At 57.9% G+C, this 24,705-nt stretch carries 20 protein-coding genes; 7 read left to right on the plus strand and 13 right to left on the minus strand.

Features of this window, described 5'->3' with window-relative positions; all coding sequences use genetic code 11:
• Positions 1-22 precede the first annotated feature (22 nt).
• From IM314_RS03845 to poxB, 3 genes are read right to left on the minus strand one after another with little or no spacing between them, the layout of a single operon-like run.
• Positions 23-1,459 carry an SDR family oxidoreductase gene (locus tag IM314_RS03845; RefSeq protein ID WP_193358644.1) on the minus strand — a complete coding sequence of 479 codons (1,437 nt, stop codon included), beginning with the start codon at positions 1,457-1,459 and terminating at the stop codon, positions 23-25.
• A 10-nt stretch (positions 1,460-1,469) separates the two neighbouring features.
• Complete coding sequence (gene ltaE, locus IM314_RS03850) at positions 1,470-2,471, minus strand: low-specificity L-threonine aldolase (protein WP_193358645.1); 1,002 nt, start codon at positions 2,469-2,471, stop codon at positions 1,470-1,472.
• A gap of 38 nt (positions 2,472-2,509) precedes the next feature.
• Positions 2,510-4,228, minus strand: a complete 1,719-nt coding sequence (gene poxB / locus IM314_RS03855) for a ubiquinone-dependent pyruvate dehydrogenase (protein WP_041910648.1) — start codon at positions 4,226-4,228, stop codon at positions 2,510-2,512.
• Positions 4,229-4,379: 151 nt separating this feature from the next.
• On the opposite strand from poxB, the gene IM314_RS03860 reads away from it, so the two are divergent.
• Complete coding sequence (locus IM314_RS03860; RefSeq protein WP_041910647.1) at positions 4,380-4,814, plus strand: DoxX family protein; 435 nt, start codon at positions 4,380-4,382, stop codon at positions 4,812-4,814.
• A 115-nt stretch (positions 4,815-4,929) separates the two neighbouring features.
• Here IM314_RS03860 and hcr read toward each other — a convergent pair whose 3' ends face one another.
• From hcr to aqpZ, 4 genes are all read right to left on the minus strand, one after another.
• A complete protein-coding gene (gene hcr / locus IM314_RS03865; protein WP_193358646.1) occupies positions 4,930-5,898 on the minus strand; it encodes an NADH oxidoreductase in 969 nt (322 codons plus the stop codon).
• Between the two features lie 10 nt (positions 5,899-5,908).
• Positions 5,909-7,561, minus strand: a complete 1,653-nt coding sequence (gene hcp, locus IM314_RS03870; RefSeq protein WP_193358647.1) for a hydroxylamine reductase — start codon at positions 7,559-7,561, stop codon at positions 5,909-5,911.
• Positions 7,562-7,705: 144 nt separating this feature from the next.
• A complete protein-coding gene (locus IM314_RS03875) occupies positions 7,706-8,605 on the minus strand; it encodes a lysine exporter LysO family protein (protein ID WP_041910644.1) in 900 nt (299 codons plus the stop codon).
• A 176-nt stretch (positions 8,606-8,781) separates the two neighbouring features.
• Positions 8,782-9,477, minus strand: a complete 696-nt coding sequence (gene aqpZ / locus IM314_RS03880; protein ID WP_041912036.1) for an aquaporin Z — start codon at positions 9,475-9,477, stop codon at positions 8,782-8,784.
• A 291-nt stretch (positions 9,478-9,768) separates the two neighbouring features.
• Here aqpZ and IM314_RS03885 point away from each other — a divergent pair, with 291 nt between their 5' ends.
• Entirely contained in the window at positions 9,769-11,427 is a 1,659-nt protein-coding gene (locus tag IM314_RS03885; protein ID WP_193358648.1) for an ATP-dependent endonuclease, read from the plus strand.
• Here IM314_RS03885 and IM314_RS03890 read toward each other — a convergent pair.
• Positions 11,424-12,380, minus strand: a complete 957-nt coding sequence (locus IM314_RS03890) for a VirK/YbjX family protein (RefSeq protein ID WP_045630014.1) — start codon at positions 12,378-12,380, stop codon at positions 11,424-11,426. The two genes, IM314_RS03885 and IM314_RS03890, sit on opposite strands and share 4 nt — an antisense overlap.
• A 159-nt stretch (positions 12,381-12,539) precedes the next feature.
• Between IM314_RS03890 and macA the strand changes: the two genes are divergently transcribed.
• Positions 12,540-13,655 (plus strand): macrolide transporter subunit MacA, encoded by a 1,116-nt coding sequence (macA, locus tag IM314_RS03895; RefSeq protein WP_041910641.1) that lies wholly within the window; start codon positions 12,540-12,542, stop codon positions 13,653-13,655.
• The gene (macB, locus tag IM314_RS03900; RefSeq protein WP_193358649.1) at positions 13,652-15,592 is read left to right on the plus strand and encodes a macrolide ABC transporter ATP-binding protein/permease MacB; all 1,941 of its coding nucleotides are present in this window, start codon (positions 13,652-13,654) and stop codon (positions 15,590-15,592) included. Before macA ends, macB begins: the two co-directional genes overlap by 4 nt.
• Positions 15,593-15,662: 70 nt before the next feature.
• Here macB and cspD read toward each other — a convergent pair whose 3' ends face one another.
• Complete coding sequence (gene cspD, locus IM314_RS03905; protein WP_006809408.1) at positions 15,663-15,884, minus strand: cold shock-like protein CspD; 222 nt, start codon at positions 15,882-15,884, stop codon at positions 15,663-15,665.
• A 267-nt stretch (positions 15,885-16,151) separates the two neighbouring features.
• Between cspD and clpS the strand changes: the two genes are divergently transcribed.
• The 3 genes from clpS (at position 16,152) to IM314_RS03920 (ending at position 19,865) form a co-directional block, all read left to right on the plus strand.
• Complete coding sequence (gene clpS / locus IM314_RS03910) at positions 16,152-16,472, plus strand: ATP-dependent Clp protease adapter ClpS (RefSeq protein ID WP_006174393.1); 321 nt, start codon at positions 16,152-16,154, stop codon at positions 16,470-16,472.
• Positions 16,473-16,499: 27 nt separating this feature from the next.
• Positions 16,500-18,779, plus strand: coding sequence for an ATP-dependent Clp protease ATP-binding subunit ClpA (gene clpA, locus IM314_RS03915; protein WP_041910639.1), 2,280 nt, complete (start codon positions 16,500-16,502; stop codon positions 18,777-18,779).
• A 636-nt stretch (positions 18,780-19,415) separates the two neighbouring features.
• Positions 19,416-19,865, plus strand: a complete 450-nt coding sequence (locus IM314_RS03920; RefSeq protein WP_193358650.1) for a hypothetical protein — start codon at positions 19,416-19,418, stop codon at positions 19,863-19,865.
• 70 nt (positions 19,866-19,935) lie between these two features.
• On the opposite strand, the gene infA is transcribed toward IM314_RS03920, so the two are convergent.
• The 4 genes from infA to cydD all read right to left on the minus strand — a co-directional run bounded on the left by infA (position 19,936) and on the right by cydD (position 24,676).
• Positions 19,936-20,154 carry a translation initiation factor IF-1 gene (infA, locus tag IM314_RS03925; RefSeq protein WP_002211347.1) on the minus strand — a complete coding sequence of 73 codons (219 nt, stop codon included), beginning with the start codon at positions 20,152-20,154 and terminating at the stop codon, positions 19,936-19,938.
• 284 nt (positions 20,155-20,438) lie between these two features.
• The gene (aat, locus tag IM314_RS03930) at positions 20,439-21,143 is read right to left on the minus strand and encodes a leucyl/phenylalanyl-tRNA--protein transferase (protein WP_041910636.1); all 705 of its coding nucleotides are present in this window, start codon (positions 21,141-21,143) and stop codon (positions 20,439-20,441) included.
• A 45-nt stretch (positions 21,144-21,188) separates the two neighbouring features.
• Positions 21,189-22,910 carry a cysteine/glutathione ABC transporter ATP-binding protein/permease CydC gene (gene cydC, locus IM314_RS03935; RefSeq protein ID WP_047362713.1) on the minus strand — a complete coding sequence of 574 codons (1,722 nt, stop codon included), beginning with the start codon at positions 22,908-22,910 and terminating at the stop codon, positions 21,189-21,191.
• Complete coding sequence (gene cydD, locus IM314_RS03940) at positions 22,910-24,676, minus strand: cysteine/glutathione ABC transporter permease/ATP-binding protein CydD (RefSeq protein ID WP_193358651.1); 1,767 nt, start codon at positions 24,674-24,676, stop codon at positions 22,910-22,912. The genes cydC and cydD overlap by 1 nt, the downstream gene beginning before the upstream one ends.
• Positions 24,677-24,705 lie beyond the last annotated feature (29 nt).

The raw sequence follows: 24,705 nt of genomic DNA on the forward strand, positions 1-24,705 counted from the left end.
AGGTGAAAGAAAGAGGGTTTTATTAACTTATTTTCGTCTTTTGTTCTGCCAGTTGCGCAATGCGTTTTGCCATTCCCCGGAAGATAAACAGATGGGCGGGGATCATAAACAGCCAGTAGAACAGACCCGGCATCCCGTGTGGGTGCCACCAGGCGCGAACGTCCAGTTCCCGATGATCGCCTTTGTCCTTGAGCGTAAAGCAGAGCCGCCCCAGCCCCGGCGCCTTCATGCCGAACAGTAGCGCCAGCTGTTTTTCCGGCTCGACGACGATCACCTTCCAGCTGTCGACCGCATCGCCTGGCGCAAGATACGGATGCGCCGGGCGGCCTTTCGCCAGCCGGTGGCCCACCAGCAGATCCATCGCACCGCGCGTCTGCCAGAGGATATTGCCGAAGAAATAGCGCTCTTTGCCGCCGATCTGGTTCACCACCTCCCACAGCGCGTGAAGGCTGGCAGAGGTTTTTACCGTGCAGCCCGCCTGCTTCGGGTAATAGCCGTACTCGGGGCGCCAGCGGGCAAAGGCCTGCGCGTCGTAGCCCCAGTCGCTGGAGTTCACCAGCTTCTCTTCTTCTTTCAGCGTATGGCGCACCGCGTCGTCAAAGCGGATCAACGCCTGGGGGATCAATGCGCGCAGCGCGCGATCGTCCGCCAGCAAATCGTGCTTTAGCCCCTGGATCAGTGCTTTGGCAGTCGTCGGGGGAACCGAGGTGATCACATTCAAAAACCACACTGAAATCCAGCGGGTCGGGAAGGGGATGGGGATCAGCCAGCGGCGGCGTCCGCTGACGCGCATGAAATGTTCGAACTGCTCCTGATAGCTCAGCACTTCAGGGCCTGCCGCCTCCAGCACGCGGTGTTGCTCTGCCGGGTGATCCAGCAGGGCCACCAGATAGTGGAGCAAATTCTCCAGCGCAATCGGCGTGGTGCGCGAGCGCACCCAGCGCGGCGGGGTCAGCACCGGCAGGTTGTAGACCATATCGCGCATTACTTCGAAGGCAGCGGAACCCGCGCCGACGATGATCCCGGCGCGCAGTTCGGTGACGGGAATATTCGCCCCGCGCAGCGTGTCTGCCGTCAGCTGGCGGGCGCGCAGATGGTCGGACTGCTCGTGTTCGGGTGCCTGGAGCGAGCTTAAAAAAATCACCTGCTTCACCGGCGTTTGCAGCAGGGCATCGCGGACGTTCATCGCCACCTGACGCTCGTGGGCGATAAAATCCCCGCCTTCGCCCATGCTGTGGACCAGGTAGTAAAGCGTGTCGACCCCTTCCAGCAGCGCGGGGAGTTCCTTCGGCCAGTTGAGATCGACGTTGTGACAGGTCACGCCAGGCAAACCAAGCTTTTGCAGGCGCTCGGTATTGCGTGCCGCTGCCTGCACCTGATGCCCCTGCTGGCTTAATGCAGTAGTGAGGTGCTGACCGATATATCCGCTGGCGCCAAGCACCAGAATACGTTGCGGCACGTGATGCTCCTTAACGCTGTAAAAACGCCTGCCAGTGTTTTACCACGTCGGCCAGCTGTTCGCGGCTCACGTCGAGATGCATCACCAGGCGCACGACCGGGGAGGCGTTGATCAGCACGCCACGCGCTTTCATAAATTCACCCAGCGCAGCGGCGTGTTCGTCGCCCACGCGCACAAAAAGCATGTTGGTGTCGTGACGCATCACGTCCGCGCCGATCTCGCGCAGCTGCGTTGCCATCCACGCGGCGTTGTCATGATCGTCCTTGAGGCGCGCCACGTTATTTTTTAACGCGTACAGTCCGGCAGCCGCCAGAATACCCGCCTGACGCATGCCGCCGCCGGTCATTTTACGCCAGCGGTTGGCGCGCTTGATGTAGTCTGTGCTGCCGACCAGCAGCGAACCCACCGGCGTGCCCAGCCCTTTCGAGAGGCAAATGGTGAACGAGTCGCAATATTGGGTGATGTCCTTCAGCTCGCAGCCGTACTCCACCACGGCGTTAAAGATACGCGCGCCATCGACGTGCAGGCCGAGCCTGCGCTCGCGAGTGAATTCCCACGCCGCTTTCAGATATTCGCGCGGCAGCACTTTACCGTTGTGGGTGTTTTCGAGGCTGAGCAGCCGGGTGCGGGCGAAGTGAATATCGTCAGCTTTGATTTTTGCCGCGACTTTATCCAGCGGCAGGGAGCCGTCCGGCGCGGCGTCAATCGGCTGCGGCTGGATGCTGCCAAGCACCGCCGCACCGCCAGCTTCGTACAGGTAGTTATGCGCACCCTGGCCGACGATATACTCTTCGCCGCGCTCGCAGTGGCTGAGCAGCGCCACCAGGTTAGCCTGCGTGCCGGTCGGCAGGAACAGCGCGGCCTCCTTGCCGCTCAGCTCTGCCGCATAGCGCTGCAGTTCGTTGACCGTCGGGTCATCGCCGTAGACGTCGTCCCCGACCGGGGCGGCCATCATCTCTTCGAGCATGGCGCGGCTCGGGCGGGTAACGGTATCACTACGCAAATCAATCATTTCACATCCCTTTATTTTAAGAGGTCATGCGAAACGTTTTACCTGAGCCAGTTGGTTTTTGCCAGTTCGATCACTTCGTCACCGCGCCCGCTGATGATGGCGCGCAGCATGTAGAGGCTAAAACCTTTGGCCTGTTCCAGCTTGATCTGCGGCGGGATCGCCAGCTCTTCTTTGGCGACGACGACGTCAACCAGTACCGGACCGTCGATAGAGAAGGCGCGCTGCAGGGCTTCATCCACCTCGGAGGCTTTCTCGACGCGGATGCCGGTGATGCCGCACGCTTCGGCGATGCGGGCAAAGTTGGTGTCGTGCAGCTCGGTGCCATCCGTGAGATAGCCTCCGGCCTTCATCTCCATCGCCACGAAGCCCAGCACGCTGTTGTTAAAGACCACGATTTTCAGCGGAAGCTTCATCTGCACCACCGACAGGAAATCCCCCATCAGCATGCTGAACCCGCCGTCGCCGCACATCGCCACGACCTGACGCTCCGGTGCCGTCGCTTTTGCCCCCAGCGCCTGCGGCATGGCGTTGGCCATCGAGCCGTGGTTGAACGAGCCGAGCAGGCGACGTTTGCCGTTCATCTTCAGGTAGCGCGCCGCCCAGACGGTTGGCGTGCCGACGTCGCAGGTAAAAATAGCGTCGTCGTCCGCAAAATGGCTGATCTGCTGCGCCAGATACTGCGGGTGGATGGCTTTGTCGCTCGGTTTGGCGAGGTCGTCCAGCCCCTTGCGCGCGTCGCGGTAGTCGCTCAACGCTTTATCGAGGAATTTGCGGTCGGTTTTCTCTTCCAGCAGCGGCAGCAGGGCGGCAAGGGTGGATTTGATGTCGCCCACCAGCGCCATATCGACCTTGCTGTGCGCGCCGATGCTGGCCGGGTTGATATCAATCTGAATGATTTTGGCATCCGTCGGGTAGAACGCGCGGTACGGGAACTGGGTGCCGAGCAGGATCAGCGTGTCGGCGTTCATCATGGTGTGGAAGCCGGAAGAAAAACCGATCAGCCCGGTCATGCCCACATCGTACGGGTTATCGTATTCGACGTGCTCTTTGCCGCGCAGGGCGTGGACGATGGGCGCTTTGAGCTTACCGGCAAATTCCAGCAGCTCTTTATGCGCGCCCGCACAGCCGCTGCCGCACATCAGGGCGATATTGCTGGAGTAGCGCAGCAGCTGCGCCAGCTTTTTCAGCTCCTCTTCGGCTGGCGTTACCACCGGCTGCGGGGCGTGATACCAGTGGGTGCTGGCCCCTTCAGGTGCAGCCTTAAGCGCCACGTCTCCCGGGATAACGACCACGGAAACGCCACGGTTTAGTACGGCTTTGCGCATGGCGATCGCCAGCACCTGCGGGATCTGCTCCGGGGATGAAACCAGCTCACAGTAGTGGCTGCATTCACGGAACAGCTCCTGCGGATGCGTCTCCTGAAAATAGCCGCTGCCGATTTCGGAAGAGGGGATATGGGCGGCAATCGCCAGCACCGGCACGTGGTTACGGTGACAGTCGAACAGGCCGTTGATCAGATGCAGGTTGCCAGGTCCGCACGAGCCTGCACACACGGCCAGTTCTCCTGTGAGCTGCGCTTCGGCACCGGCGGCGAAGGCAGCGACCTCCTCATGACGGGTCGGCATCCATTCGATGGTTTTCATCTTGTTCAGGCTGTCGCTGAGCCCGTTCAGGGAATCGCCGGTCACGCCCCAGATACGTTTTACGCCAGCCTGTTCGAGCGTTTTCGCTATATATGCAGCCACGGTTTGTTTCATGGTTGTCCGTCTCCTTTTTGTGATATCGCTTACAAGCTTAGAAGAAAGTCACTGTATTGCCCGTCAAATCCCCCCATTTAAAAGGTGCTTTTCACGCGCCACGCTTCGGCATAATCTGGTGATGTCTCAGTGAAAACAGGAATAATTTCAAATGGTTAAATCATTGTTAATTGCTGTTAATGAAAAGCTATCGTACGACGATCTCGGCAAACTCTTGTTACGACTTGCCGTCGGTGGGCTGATGCTTTTTCACGGTTTGCATAAGCTGTTTGGTGGCGTGGGATTTATCAGCGGCATGCTGGTAGAGAAAGGGCTGCCGGGATTTATTGCCTACGGCGTGTTGATTGGCGAAGTGGTGGCACCGATCCTGATTATTGTCGGGCTCTTTACGCGCCCGGCCGCGCTGGTGCTGGCGTTTACGATGATCGTGGCATGGCTGATGGTGGGAACGAGTGAAACGTTCGCTCTCGATAAGGTTGGGGCATGGGCGATTGAAAGCCTGGTGTACTTCTTTATTGGCTCGCTGGCAGTCGCGTTTTTAGGGGCAGGGCGGTTTGCGGTAGGGAAAGCTCCAGCGTGGCGGTGAGGATAACAAAAGCCCGGTGGCGCTAGCGCTTACCGGGCCTGTGAAGAGCAAACCTGTACAAAGTAGGCTGGGTAAAGGCAGTGCCACCCGGCAAAGAAGGGGGCACCGCAGCGGATTACGCCAGCACCAGATCCCCCTGCGGATGACAGGAACATGCCAGCACATAGCCCTCGGCAATTTCCGCGTCGGACAGCGTCATGGTGCTGGTGACGGTATATTCCCCTGAAACCACTTTCGTTTTACAGCAGCCGCACACGCCCGCACGGCAGGCCGCGACTACCGGCACCTTGTTGCTTTCCAGCGCTTCCAGGAGCGTGGTGCCCACGCGGCCAAAGAAGGTCTGTGCGGGCTGCAGTTTGGTGAACTGAATCCCGCTGGTTGCCGCTTCCGCCACCGGCGTGAAGAACTGCTCTTTGAAGAAGCGGGTCACGCCAAGCGCTCTAACTTCTTTCTCCACTATATCCATGTACGGCGCCGGGCCGCAGGTCATCACGGTACGGTTCGCAATGTCCGGCACGCTTTGCAGCAGCTCGCGGCTCAGGCGACCGGGCACAAAACAGTGGGTCGCGTTGTGTTCCGCCACCAGCGTCACCGGATAATCACGCCACTCATCGGCAAAAATCACATCTTCCGGAGAGCGCACGCTGAAGATTGTCTGCACGTCGGCCTGGGGGCGGTTCTTCGCCAGCCAGCGGCGCATCGACATGATCGGCGTTACGCCACAGCCCGCCGCCAGCAGCAGGAATTTATCGTCTGCCTTGTCGTCACAGGTGAAATCCCCCTGCGCGTCAGACAGCCAGATGTAATCTCCGCGCTTCACGTCACGGGTCAGCCACTGAGAGCCTGCACCGTCATCAATGCGGCGGATAGTGAGCGTAATGTACTCGCTCACGCCCGGCGTGGAGGAGATCGTATAGGCGCGAAGCGTGTCCGCCGAGTTGCGAACGCTGACCAGCGCATACTGGCCCGCACGGTACGGATAGTAGTCGTGGCAGAGCAGCGACAGCGTCCACACATCCGGCGTCTCCTGATGGATGTGATGAACCTGCATCCGCCACGGACATTGTGAGGTTGGCATGGTCATGAATCGCTCCTTACGCGCTCAGCAGTTGCTTCATATCATCTTCAACGTTGGTCACGGAACGCAGACCGAATTTCTCGTTCAGCACCGCCAGCAGGTCCGGCGTCAGGAAGCCTGGCGCCGTCGGGCCGGTTACGATGTTGGTCACGCCGAGAGAGAGCAGGGTGAGCAGGATGACAATCGCTTTCTGCTCAAACCAGGAGAGCACCAGGGACAGGGGCAGGTCGTTGACGCCGCAGCCGAGTTTTTCTGCCAGCGTGACCGCCAGAATGATGGCCGAGTAAGCATCGTTGCACTGGCCTGCATCAATCAGGCGCGGCAGGCCTTCGATGTTGCCGAAGTCCAGCTTGTTGAAACGGTATTTACCGCACGCCAGGGTCAGGATCAGGCAATCATCCGGCACGCTGGTGGCGAAATCGGTGAAGTAGTTACGCTCGCCGCGCGCGCCGTCGCATCCGCCAACGAGGAAGATGTGGCGCAGCTTTTCACGGCTGACGAGGTCAATCAGAGAATCTGCCGCACCCAGCAGCGTTTCGCGACCGAAGCCGACGGTGATCAGATGTTCGATTTCGCTGTAAGGGAAGCCCGCCATCTGCTGCGCCTGCTCGATAACCGGGCCGAAATCGTCGCCTTCAAGGTGGCTCACGCCCGGCCAGCCGACGATGCTGCGGGTCCAGATGCGGTCGTCATACGCGCCCACTGTAGGGTCGATGATGCAGTTGGAGGTCATCACGATAGGGCCAGGGAAGCGGGCGAACTCTACCTGCTGATTCTGCCAGCCGCTGCCGTAGTTACCCACCAGATGCTTGAACTTGCGCAGTTCCGGGTAGCCGTGGGCGGGCAGCATTTCGCCGTGGGTATAGACGTTAACGCCGGTGCCTTCGGTCTGCTTCAGCAGGTTGTAGAGATCTTTCAGGTCGTGGCCGGAGATCAGGATGCATTTGCCTTCGGTCGCTTTGACGTTGACCTGCGTCGGGGTCGGATGACCGTAGGTGCTGGTTTCACCGGCATCCAGAATGCTCATGACCCTGAAGTTCATCTGGCCGATTTCCATTGCGCACTCGAGCAGGGCATTCATGTCGGAAGGCCAGGTGCCGAGCCACGCCATAATTTTGTGGTACTGGGCGTAAATGTCGTTATCTGACTTCCCGAGAACGTGCGCGTGTTCCATATAGGCCGCTGCACCTTTCAGGCCGTACAGGCATAGCAGACGCAGGCCGAGGATGTTCTCGCCAATCGCCGCTTTGTCCTTATTAGGGGTAAATTCTGCGGCCTGGCGCTGTAGCTCGCCGAGGTCCTCGCTAACCAGCTGAAGCTCCGCCATTGGGTTGTCCACGCGGGCACTGGTATCGGCATTCAGGCACTGCGCTTTCAAAGCTTCGCGCAGGGCAATCGCTTCGCGGGCATAGCCGACGATGCGAGGAGAATCGAAGTTGACGTTAGTCAGCGTGGAGAAAAACGCGCGCGGCGCGAAGCTGTCGACGTAATGGTCGACGATGCCGTATTCACGGGCTTTGAAGGCCCAGGCGGAAAGACCATGCAGGGCGGCTATCAGCAGATCCTGCAGGTCTGATGTTTCTGCGGTTTTACCGCACATACCCTGCGCGTAAGAGCAGCCGTTGCCTGCCGGGGTACGGATGGTTTGTTCACATTGCACACAAAACATAATCACACCTGTAAAAGTTATATTTAATATACATGTTTAAGGGTATGCCTGTGCCAGAACGGTGAAAAGAGCTTTCTGCGACAAAATAGAGGGAGATTGATTTAGCGCAATTTTGGCGGCAGGAGCCCTACCGCCACAGAGGTATCAGGCAGAGAAAAACGCCATCAGGACGGGAACCAGCAGGCTCAAAATAAAGCCGTGAACGATGGCTGCGGGCACCATCTCCAGCCCGCCCGAACGCTGGAGGACCGGCAGGGTAAAGTCCATCGACGTGGCGCCGCACAGGCCCAGTGCCGTCGAGCGGCTGCGGCGAACCAGACCCGGGATCAGCATGATGGCAATCAGCTCTCGCGCCAGATCGTTAAAGAAGGCGGCGCTGCCGATCACCGGGCCGAAGGATTCGGTCAGCAGAATACCGGAGAGGGAGTACCAGCCAAACCCGGAGGCCATCGCCAGGCCGGTTTTTAGCGGCAGATCGAGAATAAAGGCATTAATCACGCCCGCGACCATGGAGCTGACGACAACCATAACGGCAACGATCATTCCCCGACGGTTCAGGACAATCTGTTTCAGCGTCATGCCGTTATTTCGCAGCTGAATACCAATCAGGAACAGCAGGAAGATCAGGGTATATTCGCTGGCGTCCGTCGCGTGCTGCAAAAATGTCCATCCGGCAAGGCCCAGAAGAAATCCAAGCACCACGACGCCGCAGAGCTTTAATGATTCCAGCGCCATTGCAATTCGGGAGGGAAGCTTTTCCTGGTGGTGATTATTTTTCCACGGAATAGTGCGTTCCAGCCACAGCAGGGCGGCAATATTGCACAGCAAAATAACCACCACGGTGACCGCAGAATAATGCAGGATGGAAAGTAAATTTGTCGCCAGATTATCCAGGAAGGCCAGGCTGATCCCCATAAAGAACAGAATGACGTAAACAATCCAGCTGAGAAAACGGTTAATAAGCTTTAAGGCCGATTCATGACGCAGCGGAATAAGATAGCCCACAATCAGGGGCAGCAGAATAATGAGGAGTCCTGAAAACATGAACAGCCGGTCCTTTTGAGTTTCTGTTAAGCGCCAGAGACACTACCCAATAAAGGCTGCTCAGTAAAGCGGCAAAGAAAGCCGGGCGGCGGCTACGCCTTACCCGGCCGACAAAGTGCACACTCACGTAGGTCGGGTAAGCGTTAGCGCCACCCGACATTACAGGCCGCAATTAATTAATCGCGTTTTTCCAGCAGAGAGCGGTACAGCACGCCGCCCAGAATACCGCCGACGATCGGCATCACCCAGAACAGCCACAGCTGCTCAAGCGCCCAGCCGCCCTGGAAAATGGCGACGGCGGTGCTGCGCGCCGGGTTAACGGAGGTGTTGGTCACCGGAATGGAGATCAGGTGGATCAGCGTCAGCGCCAGACCAATGGCGATAGGCGCGAAGCCTGCAGGCGCGTGTTTGTCGGTTGCACCGTGGATCACCAGCAGGAAGCCTGCGGTCAGTACAATTTCAATTACAATGGCAGAAAGCATGGAATAACCGCCCGGAGAGTGTTCGCCAAAGCCGTTAGAGGCGAAGCCGCTGGCCGCCGCGTCAAAGCCTGCTTTACCGCTGGCAATGACGTACAGCACGCCCGCCGCAATAATACCGCCAACCACCTGCGCCACGATGTAGCCAATAACCTCTTTCGCCGGGAAACGCCCGCCCGCCCATAAGCCTAATGTCACCGCCGGGTTAAAATGACCGCCGGAAATATGCCCCACGGCGAAAGCCATGGTTAATACGGTTAAGCCAAATGCCAGCGCGACGCCGACAAAACCAATACCTAATTCCGGGAATGCTGCTGCCAGAACGGCGCTACCGCAGCCACCAAATACCAGCCAGAATGTACCAAAGCATTCTGCTGCCAATTTTCTAAACATAACCACCTCAAAATAATTTTCCACGCGTTTTCCCGCGCGCGGGATATATCGCCATAAAGGGATGACGACTCAAAGAGCCCGTATTTTAAAAACCAACAACATCCCTTCGCCACTTAAATAAATTCGGTTAATTTGATTTAAGGCAATGTGATGTTAATCCTTGTTCAAATCAGCGGTAAATAGAGCATAGTTCAAATCCCGCAAGGGTGAATGTTCTGCTGTCGTGCCAGGGTTCCTGCCGCTATACTGCTGATAACTTAAAGGAAAAAGTGATCATTTCGCGGGGGATTTATGCTTCTCGAACGTGTGGAAATTGTCGGGTTTCGCGGTATTAACCGCCTGTCGCTGCAGCTGGAGCAGAACAATGTCCTGATCGGCGAGAACGCGTGGGGTAAGTCCAGCCTGCTGGATGCGCTGACGCTGCTGCTTTCACCCGAAGACAAGCTGTATCACTTCGTCCACGATGATTTCTGGTTCCCGCCCGGCGATATCGCGGGCCGCGAGAAGCACCTGCATATCATCCTGACGTTCCGTGAATCTGAACCCGGCCGTCACCGCGTGCGTCGCTTCCGCCCGCTGTCGCCCTGCTGGGTGCCCTGCGACGACGGTTTCCACCGGATTTTCTATCGGCTGGAAGGTGAAATGGCGGAAAACGAGGGGGTACTGACCCTGCGTGAATTCCTCGATGAGAAAGCCAACCCGATTCCGCTGGAGAATATCGACGATCTGGCGCGTCACCTTATCCGCCTGATGCCGGTGTTACGCCTGCGCGATGCGCGCTTTATGCGCCGTATTCGTAACGGCACCGTACCGAATATGCCGGAGGTGGAAGTCACCGCCCGCGAGCTGGATTTCCTGGCGCGAGAGCTGGTGTCGCGTCCGCAAAACCTCACCGATGGTCAAATTCGTCAGGGGCTGTCGGCGATGGTGCAACTGCTGGAGCACTATTTTTCCGAGCAGGGCACCTCGGAGTCGCGCCATCGTTTGATGCGCCGCTGTTCTCATGATGAACAGCGCAGCTGGCGCTATCTCGACATCATCAACCGGATGATCGACCGGCCCGGCGGGCGTACCCATCGGGTGATTTTGCTGGGGCTGTTTTCAACGCTTCTGCAGGCGAAGGGCACCGTGCGTCTTGACCGGGATGCCCGCCCGCTGCTGCTGGTGGAAGATCCGGAAACGCGCCTGCACCCCATCATGCTCTCCGTGGCGTGGCACCTGCTGAATCTGCTGCCGCTCCAGCGGATTACCACCACCAACTCCGGTGAGCTGCTATCGCTGACGCCGGTGGAGCACATCTGCCGTCTGGTGCGCGAGTCCTCCCGCGTATCCGCGTACCGCCTCGGGCCCGGCGGGATGAACGCCGAAGACGGGCGGCGAATCGCGTTTCATATACGCTTTAATCGCGCCTCGTCGCTCTTCGCCCGCTGCTGGCTGCTGGTGGAGGGGGAAACAGAGACCTGGGTCATCAACGAACTGGCGCGCCAGTGCGGCCACCATTTTGATGCCGAAGGTATTAAGGTGATCGAATTTGCCCAGTCGGGATTAAAACCGCTGATAAAATTTGCCCGGCGAATGGGAATTGAATGGCATGTGCTGGTGGACGGCGACGAAGCGGGGAAAAAATATGCCTCAACCGTGCGCAGCCTGCTGAACAACGAGCGGGAAGAAGAACGGGACCATTTAACGATGCTGCCCGCGATGGACATGGAGCATTTTATGTACCGTCAGGGCTTTGACGACGTATTCCACCGCATTGCGATGGTGCCGGTCGACGTCCCGATGAACATGCGGCGCGTGATCGCCAAAGCTATTCACCGTTCGTCGAAACCGGACTTAGCCATTGAAGTGGCGACGGAAGCGGGAAGGCGGGGCGTAGAGGCGGTTCCGACCCTGCTGCGGAAAATGTTCTCCCGCGTGCTGTGGCTGGCACGCGGAAGGGCGGATTAACGTTCGGTCGCCTGTTTCACCTGCTGAATCAGGCTATCCAGCAGCGCGTAGCGGCGACGGTATTCGGCGCGTTTTTTGCTCGCGATCTCTTCTACGGGTTTACGCGGCATGGCAAGCGGCAGCATAAAGTGGCCGCTCTCCTGTTTTTCCCCACCGAGGGAACTCCAGAAGCCGTCGTAATCGGCCAGCAGTTTTCCCTCTTTTTTCTTGCGGTAGCGCCAGCTGCGATAAATATGGGTGGCATTACTGACGGCAACAATCTGCGCGACCGGGAATGCGGCACCGAACGTCATGGCGGCTTCAACCAGCAGGCGTTTCGGGAACAGACCGTGGCAGGCCTTCGTCGCTTTCTGGATCAGCTCATGGGGAACATGCGCTTTCGCGCCCTGCAAACCGCCGATGAACAGCGTAGATTTTCCTTCAAACTGGCAGAGCGTAAAGGTTAGCTCCGCCAGCACCGTATTCTGAACGTCGCAGAAGGTGAGGGTGGCCTCTCCCTCTTTATCCAGAAACGCATCGGCACACAGGCGGACGGTAAATTGCTGTTCATCTTTCCCGGTTAAGGTCAGCAGCGTAGTCCCCTGCGTCGAAAGATAGCCCTTCAGGAGCGTGGCCGGGAGCTGGCGGCTCATGGCCTGATAGTGCCAGTTCAGGGATTCCAGCGCGTGCTGGCGATCCATCTTCACCGTCAGCCAGGGACGATGCAGCCGACACGGCAGACCGGGCTGCACCTGCAGCATCTGCATCAGACGCGGCTGCTTAGCGAGGTTTGTTAACAGGCGAGACGTGCTCACGGGCGTCGCCAGAGAACGCAGCATGAACTTACGGCGATAGGCGGGGTTCTGCCATGCAAGGCCGGGCGCGATCTTGCCGAACGCCAGATTTTTGAAGAGCTGCCAGCCGGATGTCGGCTGCGTCAGGTTTGGAAGAGGTGTATCGACGATAGAAGACATGATAAATCCTGAGTCTTTTGGAATACCGCTATTTCAGCAGGGGAAATATCAACGTCTTGTAAACAAATTAAGGTGATTTCGGAGAACAGGGGTTTCGTTAAGGAGTCGTTTAGATAGAATCAACGTTTATTATTGCCAGAACATTTATTTGGAATATTTATGAACCTCAAGGGAAAACGCAGAACGCTGTTTCTGCTGCTGGCGCTGGTGATTGTAGCCGGTGGATTCTGGTTATGGCAGGTGCTTAACGCGCCTGTGCCGCAGTACCAGACGCTGATCGTCCGTCCGGGTGAACTGCAGCAAAATGTCCTTGCGACGGGCAAACTTGATGCGCTGCGCAAAGTTGACGTGGGCGCTCAGGTCAGCGGCCAGCTGAAAACGCTGTCGGTAGAGATTGGCGACAAGGTGAAAAAAGGCCAGCTGCTTGGCGTTATCGATCCCGAGCAGGCTGAGAACCAGATCCGCGAAGTGGAAGCGACGCTGATGGAGCTGCGCGCGCAGCGCGCGCAGGCGCAGGCAGAGCGTAACCTGGCGCAGGTGACGCTGACCCGCCAGCAGGCGCTGGCGAAAACCCAGGCTATCTCGAAACAGGATTTAGACACCGCCGCGACTGAACTGGCGGTGAAACAGGCGCAGATTGGCACGATCGACGCGCAAATCAAGCGTAATCAGGCCTCGCTGGATACGGCGAAAACCAATCTTGATTACACAAAGATCGTCGCGCCGATGGCCGGGGAAGTGACGCAAATTACCACGCTGCAGGGCCAGACGGTGATTGCCGCCCAGCAGGCGCCAAACATTCTGACGCTGGCGGACATGAGCACCATGCTGGTGAAGGCCCAGGTCTCCGAGGCGGACGTGATCCATCTTAAGCCGGGGCAGAATGCCTGGTTTACCGTACTCGGCGATCCGCAGACCCGCTACGAGGGCGTGCTGAAAGACATTCTGCCGACGCCGGAAAAGGTTAACGACGCCATTTTCTACTATGCGCGTTTTGAAGTGCCAAACCCGAAGGGCGTGCTGCGCCTGGACATGACCGCGCAGGTGCACATCCAACTGACCGGCGTGAAGAACGTGCTGACTGTTCCGCTCTCCGCGCTGGGTGAATCCGCCGGGGACAATCGCTACAAGGTGAAAGTGCTGCGCAACGGTGAAACGCGCGAGCGCGAGGTGGTGATTGGCGCGCGCAACGACACCGACGTGGTGGTGGAGAAAGGGCTGGAAGAGGGCGAGGAGGTTGTTGTCAGCGAAAGCCTGCCCGGAGCCGCTAAATGACCGCGCTGCTTGAGCTGAAGGACATTCGTCGCAGCTATCCGTCCGGCGACGGCCCGGTGGAGGTGCTGAAAGGCATCTCCCTGAGCGTGGAGGCGGGCGAGATGGTAGCGATTGTAGGCGCGTCGGGTTCCGGTAAATCGACGCTGATGAACATTCTCGGCTGTCTGGATAAGCCGACCAGCGGTACCTATCGCGTGGCCGGAACCGATATCTCCACGCTGGACGGCGACGCGCTGGCGAAGCTGCGCCGGGAACACTTTGGCTTTATCTTCCAGCGTTACCACTTGCTCTCTCACCTGAGCGCGGCGCAGAACGTGGAGGTTCCCGCGGTGTATGCGGGCGTTGAGCGGAAGAAACGCCTCGAGCGCGCGAAGGCGCTGTTAACGCGTCTGGGGCTGGCGGAGCGGGTGGAGTACCAGCCGTCGCAGTTGTCCGGCGGCCAGCAGCAGCGCGTGAGTATTGCCCGCGCGCTGATGAACGGCGGGCAGGTGATCCTCGCGGATGAACCGACCGGGGCGCTCGACAGCCACTCCGGCGAGGAGGTGATGGCGATCCTGCACCAGCTGCGCGATCAGGGGCACACGGTGATTATCGTTACCCACGATCCGCTGGTGGCGGCGCAGGCGGAACGCATTATTGAGATCCACGACGGCGAGCTGGTCAGCAACCCGCCGCCGCGTGAGTCCCGCGCGGCGGCACCGAAGGAAGCGCTGCCTGCGTCGACCGGCTGGGCGCAGTTCTCCAGCGGCTTTCGTGAAGCGCTGACCATGGCCTGGCTGGCGATGGCGGCCAACAAAATGCGCACCCTGCTGACCATGCTCGGCATCATTATCGGTATTGCCTCGGTGGTGTCGATTGTGGTGGTGGGCGACGCGGCCAAGCAGCTGGTGCTGGCGGATATCCGCGCCATCGGGACCAACACCATTGACGTTTATCCCGGCAAAGACTTCGGCGACGACGAGCCGCAGTATCAGCAGGCGCTGAAGTATGACGATCTGGCGGCGATTCAGAAGCAGCCGTGGGTGAATTCCGCCACGCCTGCGGTCTCGCAAAACCTGCGTCTGCGCTACGGCAACATCGACGTGGCGGCCAGCGCCAACGGCGTGAGCGGCGACTACTTCAACGTCTACGGCATGACCTTCATCGAAGGCGCCACCTTCAACGCCGAACAGCTGGCGGGGAGGGCGCAGGTGGTGGTGCTGGACGCCAACTCGCGCAGGCAGCTCTTCCCCAATAAAGCGAACGTGGTGGGGGAAGTGATCCTCGTCGGCAACATGCCTGCCACGGTCATTGGCGTGGCGGAAGAGAAGCAGTCGATGTTCGGCAGCAGCAAGATCCTGCGCGTCTGGCTGCCGTATACCACCATCTCCGGGCGGATTATGGGCCAGTCGTGGCTTAACTCCATCACCGTGCGCGTGAAGGAGGGCTACGACAGCGCTATGGCCGAACAGCAGCTTGAGCGATTGCTCACCCTGCGCCACGGGAAGAAGGATTTCTTCACCTGGAACATGGACGGTCTCTTGAAAACGGCGGAAAAGACCACACGTACTCTTCAGATGTTCCTGACGCTGGTGGCGGTGATTTCGCTGGTCGTTGGCGGTATCGGGGTGATGAATATCATGCTGGTGTCGGTAACTGAACGCACCCGGGAGATTGGCATCCGCATGGCGGTCGGGGCCAGGGCCAGCGACGTGCTTCAGCAGTTTTTAATTGAAGCGGTGCTGGTATGCCTGGTGGGCGGCGCGATGGGCATTGCGCTCTCGATGATGATTGCCTTTGCGCTCCAGCTCTTTTTACCCGGCTGGGAGATTGGTTTCTCGCCGATGGCGATACTCACCGCGTTTTTGTGTTCCACCTTTACCGGGATTTTGTTTGGCTGGCTGCCTGCGCGCAACGCGGCGCGGCTGGATCCGGTGGACGCGCTGGCTCGGGAATAACCTGAAAATAAAAATGCCAGCCGATCGGGCTGGCATTTTGACTGCGTGATGTACACAATAAAACAGAGAGCTATGCAACCGTTTCTGCTTCAACGGGTACGATTAGGCTTGCATGATTGCCTTTTGGTCCCTGGTGTACATCGAACCGGACGGACTGCCCGGCTTTGAGCGTCCTGTAACCATCCATCTGAATGGTGGAATAGTGAGCGAAGATATCTTCGCCGCCGCCTTCGGGGCAGATGAAGCCAAACCCCTTGGCGTTGTTGAACCACTTAACAGTACCCATTTCCATGCTTCGACATCCTTCGTAAATCTTATAAATTAAGATGGAATGAACCGGTGGTGGAGTGGGGGCTGTTCAAAACCTCGCCATCTCACGCTTGTACAATTTAGATAAACGAAAGACGTCGTCAAGCGTTTGGCGCTGGAGTTGGGACAATAATCAACCAAAGTTTGAAGCAGTTAACGCTATTGCAACAGTTTGTGACAGACATCGCGGATGACAGTAATAGATGATTGTTATCTAACATCTGAGGTAGATTCAAAGTGGTTATGCAAAATGGGTAAGACCAACGACTGGCTGGATTTTGACCAGCTGGCGGAAGATAAAGTGCGCGACGCGCTAAAACCGCCATCTATGTATAAAGTTATGTTAATGAACGATGATTACACGCCGATGGAATTTGTTATTGACGTGCTACAAAAGTTCTTTTCTTATGATGTAGAACGTGCAACGCAACTGATGCTTACCGTTCATTATCGTGGCAAAGCTATCTGCGGCATTTTTACCGCCGAGGTGGCGGAAACCAAAGTGGCGATGGTGAACGACTATGCGAGGGAGAACGAGCATCCGTTGCTGTGTACGCTGGAAAAGGCCTGATAAGGCATAAAATTGGGGGAGGTGCCTATGCTCAATCAAGAACTGGAACTCAGTTTAAACATGGCTTTCGCCAGAGCGCGTGAGCACCGACATGAGTTTATGACCGTCGAGCATTTACTGCTCGCACTGCTTAGCAACCCATCTGCCCGCGAAGCGCTGGAAGCCTGCTCCGTGGATCTGGTGGCGCTACGTCAGGAACTCGAAGCCTTCATCGAACAAACCACACCGGTGCTGCCAGCCAGTGAAGAGGAGCGCGACACGCAGCCGACGCTCAGCTTCCAGCGCGTGCTGCAGCGAGCGGTATTCCACGTCCAGTCTTCCGGACGTAGCGAAGTGACTGGCGCAAACGTCTTAGTCGCCATCTTCAGCGAGCAGGAGTCACAGGCTGCCTATCTGCTGCGCAAACACGAAGTCAGCCGCCTCGACGTGGTTAACTTTATTTCTCACGGAACGCGCAAAGACGAGCCTAACCAGGCATCGGATCCCAGCAATCAGGTCAATAACAATGAAGAGCAAGCAGGCGGGGAGGATCGTATGGAAAACTTCACCACCAACCTTAATCAGCTTGCTCGCGTTGGCGGCATCGACCCGCTGATTGGCCGCGATAAAGAGCTGGAGCGCGCGATTCAGGTGCTGTGCCGTCGCCGCAAGAACAACCCGCTGCTGGTGGGCGAGTCAGGCGTGGGTAAAACGGCGATTGCCGAAGGTCTTGCCTGGCGCATTGTGCAGGGCGACGTGCCGGAAGTGATTGCCGACTGCACCATCTACTCGCTGGATATTGGCTCGCTGCTGGCGGGCACTAAATACCGCGGTGATTTTGAAAAACGCTTCAAGGCGCTGTTAAAACAGCTGGAGCAGGACACCAACAGCATCCTGTTTATCGATGAGATCCACACCATTATCGGCGCGGGTGCGGCCTCCGGTGGCCAGGTGGATGCGGCAAACCTGATCAAACCGCTGCTCTCCAGCGGCAAGATCCGCGTGATGGGCTCCACGACGTACCAGGAGTTCAGCAACATTTTTGAGAAAGATCGCGCGCTGGCGCGTCGTTTCCAGAAAATCGACGTCACCGAGCCGTCGGTTGACGAAACGGTGCAGATCATCAACGGCCTGAAAACCAAGTACGAAGCGCACCACGACGTGCGTTACACCGCGAAAGCGGTGCGTGCGGCGGTGGAGCTGGCGGTGAAATACATCAACGACCGTCACCTGCCGGATAAGGCGATTGACGTGATTGATGAGGCCGGGGCGCGTGCGCGCCTGATGCCGGCCAGCAAGCGTAAGAAAACCGTTAACGTGGCGGATATCGAGTCCGTGGTCGCCCGCATCGCGCGTATTCCTGAGAAGAGCGTTTCTCAGAGCGATCGCGATACGCTGCGCACCCTCGGCAATCGCCTGAAAATGCTGGTCTTTGGTCAGGATAAAGCCATTGAGGCCTTAACCGAAGCGATCAAGATGGCCCGTGCCGGCCTGGGGCATGACCACAAGCCCGTTGGTTCCTTCCTGTTTGCCGGTCCGACCGGCGTGGGGAAAACCGAGGTGACGGTTCAGCTCTCCAAAGCGCTGGGCATTGAGCTGCTGCGCTTTGATATGTCCGAATATATGGAGCGTCACACCGTCAGTCGTCTGATTGGTGCGCCTCCGGGATACGTGGGCTTTGACCAGGGCGGCCTGCTCACCGACGCGGTGATCAAGCATCCGCACGCGGTACTGCTGCTCGATGAAATCGAGAAAGCGCATCCGGACGTGTTCAACATCCTGTTGCAGGTGATGGACAACGGGACGCTGACCGATAACAACGGGCGCAAGGCGGACTTCCGCAACGTGGTGCTGGTGATGACCACTAACGCCGGGGTACGTGAAACGGAGCGCAAATCCATCGGCCTGATCCACCAGGATAACAGCACCGATGCGATGGAGGAGATCAAGAAGATCTTCACGCCGGAGTTCCGTAACCGTCTGGACAACATTATCTGGTTCGATCACCTGTCTACCGAGGTGATCCATCAGGTGGTGGATAAGTTCATCGTCGAGCTGCAGGTTCAGTTGGATCAGAAAGGCGTGTCGCTGGAAGTGAGCCAGGAGGCCCGCAACTGGCTGGCCGAGAAAGGCTACGACCGCGCGATGGGGGCCCGTCCGATGGCGCGCGTGATTCAGGACAACCTGAAGAAACCGCTGGCGAACGAGCTGCTGTTTGGCTCGCTGGTGGACGGCGGCCAGGTGACCGTGGCGCTGGATCAGGCGAAGAACGAACTGACGTACGATTTCCAGAGTGCGGCGAAGCACAAGCCGGAAGCGGCTCACTGAGTTAAACGTTAAACGTAAAAACCGGGCGAATGCCCGGTTTTTTTATGCCTGCCAGGGTAAAAGCAAAACGACAACAGTGTTGTCGTTTTTAGTGTTTTCTCCCTCTCCCTGTGGGCTGAGGGATCCCCAGTAAATTTGTTCTGAAGCGATGAAGATTGCTTCAGAGAAATGAATAACTTACAGCGATGTCCTGGTCCGGCTGTAAATCGCTGAGGCGTTTGCCTTCCGCTCGTCCCCGACAAGCCGGAAGGAATAAGCCGAAGGCACCGCGAAGCGGCGATTAAGCCGCCCTGGCACGTTCACAGGTCATGTCATTACAGAGTAGCAAGGAACATAAAGTGAACGGAATGACCACCAGAGCCGTATGTTCCCCCTCACCCCAGCCCTCTCCCTCAAGGGAGAGGGGGTCGTCCGTGCTGGTATTATTTTGTGGGGATCCCTCAGCCCTGTGGGAGAGGGTTGGGGTGAGGGCATCAGGCCGCAGAGGAATTTTGCGAGGCGCTTTCCAGTTTCTTTCGAAGTTAGTTGCTGGATAAATCCACAGTAATAAAATGGCGGCGCACCTGCAAAATCAGGTGCCGGGATTGGCGTCCTGAAAGTGTGCACAAACAATCTTACGTGCATAAAGGATCACATATGACTGATATTAATAATTTCGCCCAACTTTACACCGAACTCTCCCTCAACCCCGATCTCCCCACCCTGGCCGAGCGCTGCAAACTGCTCACCGAAATCCTCCTCGACTGCAAATCACTCCCGCAAACGCAGCCCGTTTGCCGCTGTCTCGGAGCCTGGCTGGAAGAGGTAAAAACCGGCCTCACAGAATCAATGCGTGATTTTCAGATAGTGGAATTTGAGAAAGAAGCGGAACAACCGCGACAAAAGGAGTGGCTGCTGGAAGATACAGATACAAAGTGTGATTACTGCCGGGCGTTGAATCATGTGCTGCTGGTGTCGCATTTTGACCGCGATATGCTGCCGCACCTGACGGGATTACTCCATGACATGGCTCATTCTATGGCGGGGGATTTAATCGCTCCTGTACAACCGTGGATGACAATACATCTTCCGACGCAGCAACACTAAAGCCATAAATAAAAAAGGCCGGGATTATCCCGACCTTTTAAATATTCATCTGCCATTACAGGCGAAAAAATTAGCGACTACGGAAGACAATGCGGCCTTTGCTCAGGTCGTACGGGGTCAGTTCAACAGTCACTTTGTCGCCCGTCAAAATGCGGATGTAGTTTTTGCGCATTTTACCGGAGATGTGCGCAGTTACCACGTGACCGTTTTCCAGCTCTACGCGAAACATGGTATTAGGCAACGTATCAAGTACGGTACCCTGCATTTCAATATTGTCTTCTTTGGCCATCTAATCCTCTGGGGTATCACTACCAAGTTTTGAACCGGCAAGATAATGCCGAAATTCATCAATTAAGTAAAGAATTGCGCGATTAAAACGCAGCAAAACAGTTTCGGCGCATTGCCCAAGCGTCACGGTACAACCGAACAGGAAGCGCATTCGTAAAGGGGAGACGACAGGATAAACGTCAGGACGTTATCTGAAGCGAGGGTCCCAAACGGCGGCGGGGCAACAGGCAGAAGCTACTCTGCGGCATAATTATAACACCCTCACAAAAAATATGCGGAAAACATTTAAGCATTGGGCATAAAGAGCGTTCTGGGGATCCAGAAGTCGCGCGGGAGCTTCTCCTGACGGCAGGCGTCCAGATGCTCGATATACTGTCGTCGCGGGATGTCAACTGCACCGAGAGAGGCCGTGTGCTCGTTGAGCACCTGACAATCGATCAGGCGTCCGCCGCGCTGGGCAAAGGCCTCGCAGAAGACCAGCAGCGCGGTTTTCGAGGCGTTAACCGCACGGGAGAACATCGATTCGCCGCAAAACAGCGTCCCTTGCGCCACGCCGTACATGCCTCCAACCAGTTCCCCCTTTTCCCAAACCTCAATGGAGTGGGCGTAGCCAAGCTCATGGAGCTGGTGGTAGGCGTTGACGATATCGCGGGTGATCCACGTCCCTTCATGGCGATCTTCGGCACAGCCTTCGATCACCTGCCCAAAGGCGTGATTCAGCGTGACGCGATATGGGGATTTAGCATGGAAACGCTTCATGCTGCGGCTCAGATGGAACTGCGCTGGCCACAGCACGGCGCGCGGGTCGGGAGACCACCATAAAATCGGGTCGCCGGGAGAAAACCACGGGAAGATGCCGCGCTGGTAGGCCATTAATAGCCGCGCAGGGCTAAGGTCACCGCCAAGGGCCAGCAGCCCGTTGGGCTCACGCAGCGCTCCCTCCGGCGAAGGAAACGCGATGTTATGACGAGAAAGCTGGACCAGGCGCATGACAGCAAAACTCCAGTACGCGAGTGAGGACGCTACAAATATAGTCTACAGACGCTGTTTGAACTGGTAGTAGCGACCCTGTTTCGCCAACAGCTCTGCGTGACTACCTTGCTCAATAATGTGTCCGTTGTCCATCACAATTATCCGATCAAAACTTGCCAGCCCGCGCAGGCGGTGCGTCACCATCAGGACGGTTTTTCCTGCCATAACGTTTGCCAGTAAATCAAGGATTTGACTCTCGGTTGTCGCATCAAGCCCTTCTGTAGGTTCGTCGAGCAGCATCAGAGGTGCATCATGCAGCAGCGCGCGCGCAATGGCCAGACGGCGCAGCTCTCCGCCGGAAAGCTGACGACCGCCTTCTCCCAGCCAGCTGTTCAGTCCTTCGTCCTCGAGCAGCTTTTGCAGTCCGACCTGCTCCAGTACGGCGCGAAGATCATCGTCCGAAGCCTCTGGCGCGGCCAGCAGCAGATTATCGCGCAGGGTGGCGCTAAACAGATGCACGCGCTGTGGAACAACGCTCACGGTCTTGCGCAGGGCCTGCTCGCTGAAATCAGTCAGCAACGTGTTATTAAAACGAATCTGACCGTGCTGTGGGTCCCAGGCGCGCGTCAGCAGCTGCAGCAGCGTCGACTTACCGCAGCCGGTACGGCCGAGGATCGCAATCCGCTGCCCTGCATTAACGGAAAGATTGATACCCTCCAGCGCGTTCTGCGCCTGTTTGTCATAGGCGAAGGTCACGTTATCAAGCGTCAGCGCCACCTGCTCAGGCACGGTGGTTTGCCCGGCACTGAACGTGACTTCAGGCTCCTGTTCGGCAATCTGAGTGATGCGCAGGGCAGAGGCAATCACCTGTCCAAGATGCTGGAAAGCGCCCGTCACCGGGGCCAGTGCCTCAAATGCGGCCAGCGCGCAGAAAACAAAGAGGGCAATAAGAGGGCCTGGCTGGGTATTACCCCCAATCCCGCCGGATGCCAGCCACAGCATGGCGATCACCGCCACGCCGCCGATTAACACCATCAGCGCCTGCGAGAAGGCCGTCAGTTCCGACTGGCGGCGCTGGGCTTCATGCCAGTTCAGCTCCGTACTTTCCATTCGGGCACGGTAGCGCTTGCTGGCACCAAAAATGGTCAGCTCCGCCTGGCCCTGAAGCCAGGAGGTCAGCTGCTGGCGGTAATCCCCGCGCAGCCGCGTCAGGTTTTCCCCGGTGGATTTCCCGGCGCGATAAAACAGCGGCGGCAGAATGATAAGCGTCAGCAGCATGATCCCGCCCAGCGTCAGCGCAACGGGAACATCCAGAACGGACAGCCCCAGCGTAACTACCACAATCACCACAAACGCGCCCACAATCGGGGAGATCACCCTCAGGTAAAGGTGGTCCAGCGTGTCGACATCCGCAACGACACGGTTCAGTAATTCGCCCTGGCGAAAACGCGCCAGCCCGGCAGGGGAGAGGGGAAGCAGTTTGCTGAAGGTGTAAATGCGCAGGTGCTGCAGGACACGGAACGTCGCGTCGTGGCTGACCAGCCGCTCGAAATAGCGTCCGGCAGTACGGGTAATGGCGGTACCCCGCACGCCTGCCGCCGGCAGCATATAGTTGAAGCTGTATAATCCGGCGAACCCGGCTACGGCGGAGGCCGACAGGAACCAGCCGGAAAGCGTGAGCAGGCCGATGCTGGCAAGCAGCGTGACAATCGCCAGCACGATCCCCAGCGTCAGCATCCACTTGTGGCGTTTATAGAGCGCAAGATAAGGCAGCAGAGCACGCATCAGATGTCCTCCTGACGGTTCGCCAGCAGGGCGGCGAACGGCCCCTGCGCGGCAACAAGAGCGGCGTAATTGCCTTGCTCAACAATATGACCGTTTTCCATCACCCAGATCTCATCCCAGTCAGCAATGCCTTCCAGCTGATGGGTAACCATCAGGGTGGTTTGCTGCAGGGAAGCGGCGCTCAGGGCCGCCATGACGCGCTGCTCGCTGTGTGAATCCAGGCTGGCAGCAGGCTCATCCAGCAGCATCAGCTGGCACGGGTTCAGCAGCGCACGGGCGACGGCCACGCGCTGTGCCTGGCCGACAGACAGCCCGGCAGACTGATCGCCTACCACGGTATCGACACCCTGCGGGAGCAGCGGCAGAAATTCACTGACCCACGCGCGGTCGAGAACGGACTGCAGTTCATCTTCATGAGCATCCGGGCGTGCCAGGAGCACGTTTTCGCGCAGCGTGGAAGCAGGTAGCTGAGGGTTTTGTCCGACCCAACTGAGCTGCTTACGCCAGGCGTCGGGATCGAGATTACGCAGTTCAGTTTTGTTTATCCGCAGCGAACCGGTGTAGGCCATAAAACCGGATAACGCATTCAGCAGAGAACTCTTCCCTGAACCGCTGGTGCCGACCAGCACCACGCGTTTCCCAGCGGGCAGGCTAAAGTTCAGCGGGCCAGCCAGCACTTTTCCTTCCGGCGAGAGAATGCAGAAGTCGCTCGCGTCGACGGTTACCGGCTCTTTAGCGTTCAGCGCCACGTCACCGCGCTCCGGATGCGCCAGCGGCGTCTCCAGGAAGGTTTTCAGGCTGTCGGCCGCGCCAACGGCCTGCGCTTTGGCATGATAGAAGGTCCCCAGGTCGCGAAGCGGCTGGAAAAACTCCGGAGCCAGGATGAGCGCGAGGAAACCGGCAGAGAGGGTCACTGCAGTGCCGTAGTGGCCGAAATCCAGCGCGCCGAGATAGGAGAAACCGAAATAAACCGCCACGAGGGCAATCGACAGCGAGGTAAAGAATTCCAGCACGCCGGACGAGAGGAACGCCAGGCGTAACACTTCCATCGTGCGCTGGCGGAAGTCCTGTGATGCCAGGCGAATATTCTCGGTTTCCGCTTCACCGCGACCAAAAATACGCAGGGTTTCCATCCCGCGCAGACGATCGAGGAAATGTCCGCTCAGCCGGCCCAGCGCCAGGAAGTTGCGGCGGTTGGCATCAGCCGCACCCATGCCGACCATCGCCATAAATAGCGGGATCAGCGGGGCGGTCCCCAGCAGGATCAGCGCCGCCACCCAGTTAACCGGGAAGATGGCAATAACAATCAACAGCGGCACAAAAACCGCCAGCGCCATCTGCGGAAGATAGCGCGCGTAGTAATCGTGCATATCGTCGATCTGCTCAAGGATCAGCGTCGCCCAGCTTCCGGCCGGTTTACCCTGGATCCACGCGGGCCCGGCTTCCTGCAGGCGGTCGAGCACCTGACGACGGATCTCGTAACGGATATGCTGTCCGGCGTGGAAGCCGACACGTTCACGCAGCCACACCACCCAGGCGCGCAGGACAAAAACCAGGATCAGAACAATAAAGGGCAGCAGGAGCGCTTCGCGGGGAATGTTCTCCATGATCATGTGATTAAGAATGCGGGCCAGCAGCCATGCCTGGGCAACAATCAACAGACCGCTAACGAACCCCAGAAGACGGGAGATCGTAAGCCAGCGGCGGGAAATAACGCTTTGCTGTTTCAGCCAGCGTGTTAACTCTTGTTGACGGGTTTTTTCCATTGCGTATTTTGCAGGTGACGTTATAAGAA

It is taken from the genome of Enterobacter cloacae complex sp. P42RS (assembly GCF_014930595.1).
In the GTDB taxonomy this organism is placed as follows: domain Bacteria; phylum Pseudomonadota; class Gammaproteobacteria; order Enterobacterales; family Enterobacteriaceae; genus Enterobacter; species Enterobacter bugandensis.

Coding starts and splice junctions, on each gene's coding strand:
- IM314_RS03920 (WP_193358650.1), top strand. CDS start 19,416: ATGACTGATATTAATAATTTCGCCCAACTTTACACCGAACTCTCCCTC.
- ltaE (WP_193358645.1), bottom strand. CDS start 2,471: ATGATTGATTTGCGTAGTGATACCGTTACCCGCCCGAGCCGCGCCATG.
- clpA (WP_041910639.1), top strand. CDS start 16,500: ATGCTCAATCAAGAACTGGAACTCAGTTTAAACATGGCTTTCGCCAGA.
- clpS (WP_006174393.1), top strand. CDS start 16,152: ATGGGTAAGACCAACGACTGGCTGGATTTTGACCAGCTGGCGGAAGAT.
- aqpZ (WP_041912036.1), bottom strand. CDS start 9,477: ATGTTTAGAAAATTGGCAGCAGAATGCTTTGGTACATTCTGGCTGGTA.
- poxB (WP_041910648.1), bottom strand. CDS start 4,228: ATGAAACAAACCGTGGCTGCATATATAGCGAAAACGCTCGAACAGGCT.
- cydC (WP_047362713.1), bottom strand. CDS start 22,910: ATGCGTGCTCTGCTGCCTTATCTTGCGCTCTATAAACGCCACAAGTGG.
- hcp (WP_193358647.1), bottom strand. CDS start 7,561: ATGTTTTGTGTGCAATGTGAACAAACCATCCGTACCCCGGCAGGCAAC.
- aat (WP_041910636.1), bottom strand. CDS start 21,143: ATGCGCCTGGTCCAGCTTTCTCGTCATAACATCGCGTTTCCTTCGCCG.
- macA (WP_041910641.1), top strand. CDS start 12,540: ATGAACCTCAAGGGAAAACGCAGAACGCTGTTTCTGCTGCTGGCGCTG.
- hcr (WP_193358646.1), bottom strand. CDS start 5,898: ATGACCATGCCAACCTCACAATGTCCGTGGCGGATGCAGGTTCATCAC.
- IM314_RS03875 (WP_041910644.1), bottom strand. CDS start 8,605: ATGTTTTCAGGACTCCTCATTATTCTGCTGCCCCTGATTGTGGGCTAT.
- cydD (WP_193358651.1), bottom strand. CDS start 24,676: ATGGAAAAAACCCGTCAACAAGAGTTAACACGCTGGCTGAAACAGCAA.
- macB (WP_193358649.1), top strand. CDS start 13,652: ATGACCGCGCTGCTTGAGCTGAAGGACATTCGTCGCAGCTATCCGTCC.
- infA (WP_002211347.1), bottom strand. CDS start 20,154: ATGGCCAAAGAAGACAATATTGAAATGCAGGGTACCGTACTTGATACG.
- IM314_RS03860 (WP_041910647.1), top strand. CDS start 4,380: ATGGTTAAATCATTGTTAATTGCTGTTAATGAAAAGCTATCGTACGAC.
- IM314_RS03890 (WP_045630014.1), bottom strand. CDS start 12,380: ATGTCTTCTATCGTCGATACACCTCTTCCAAACCTGACGCAGCCGACA.
- cspD (WP_006809408.1), bottom strand. CDS start 15,884: ATGGAAATGGGTACTGTTAAGTGGTTCAACAACGCCAAGGGGTTTGGC.
- IM314_RS03885 (WP_193358648.1), top strand. CDS start 9,769: ATGCTTCTCGAACGTGTGGAAATTGTCGGGTTTCGCGGTATTAACCGC.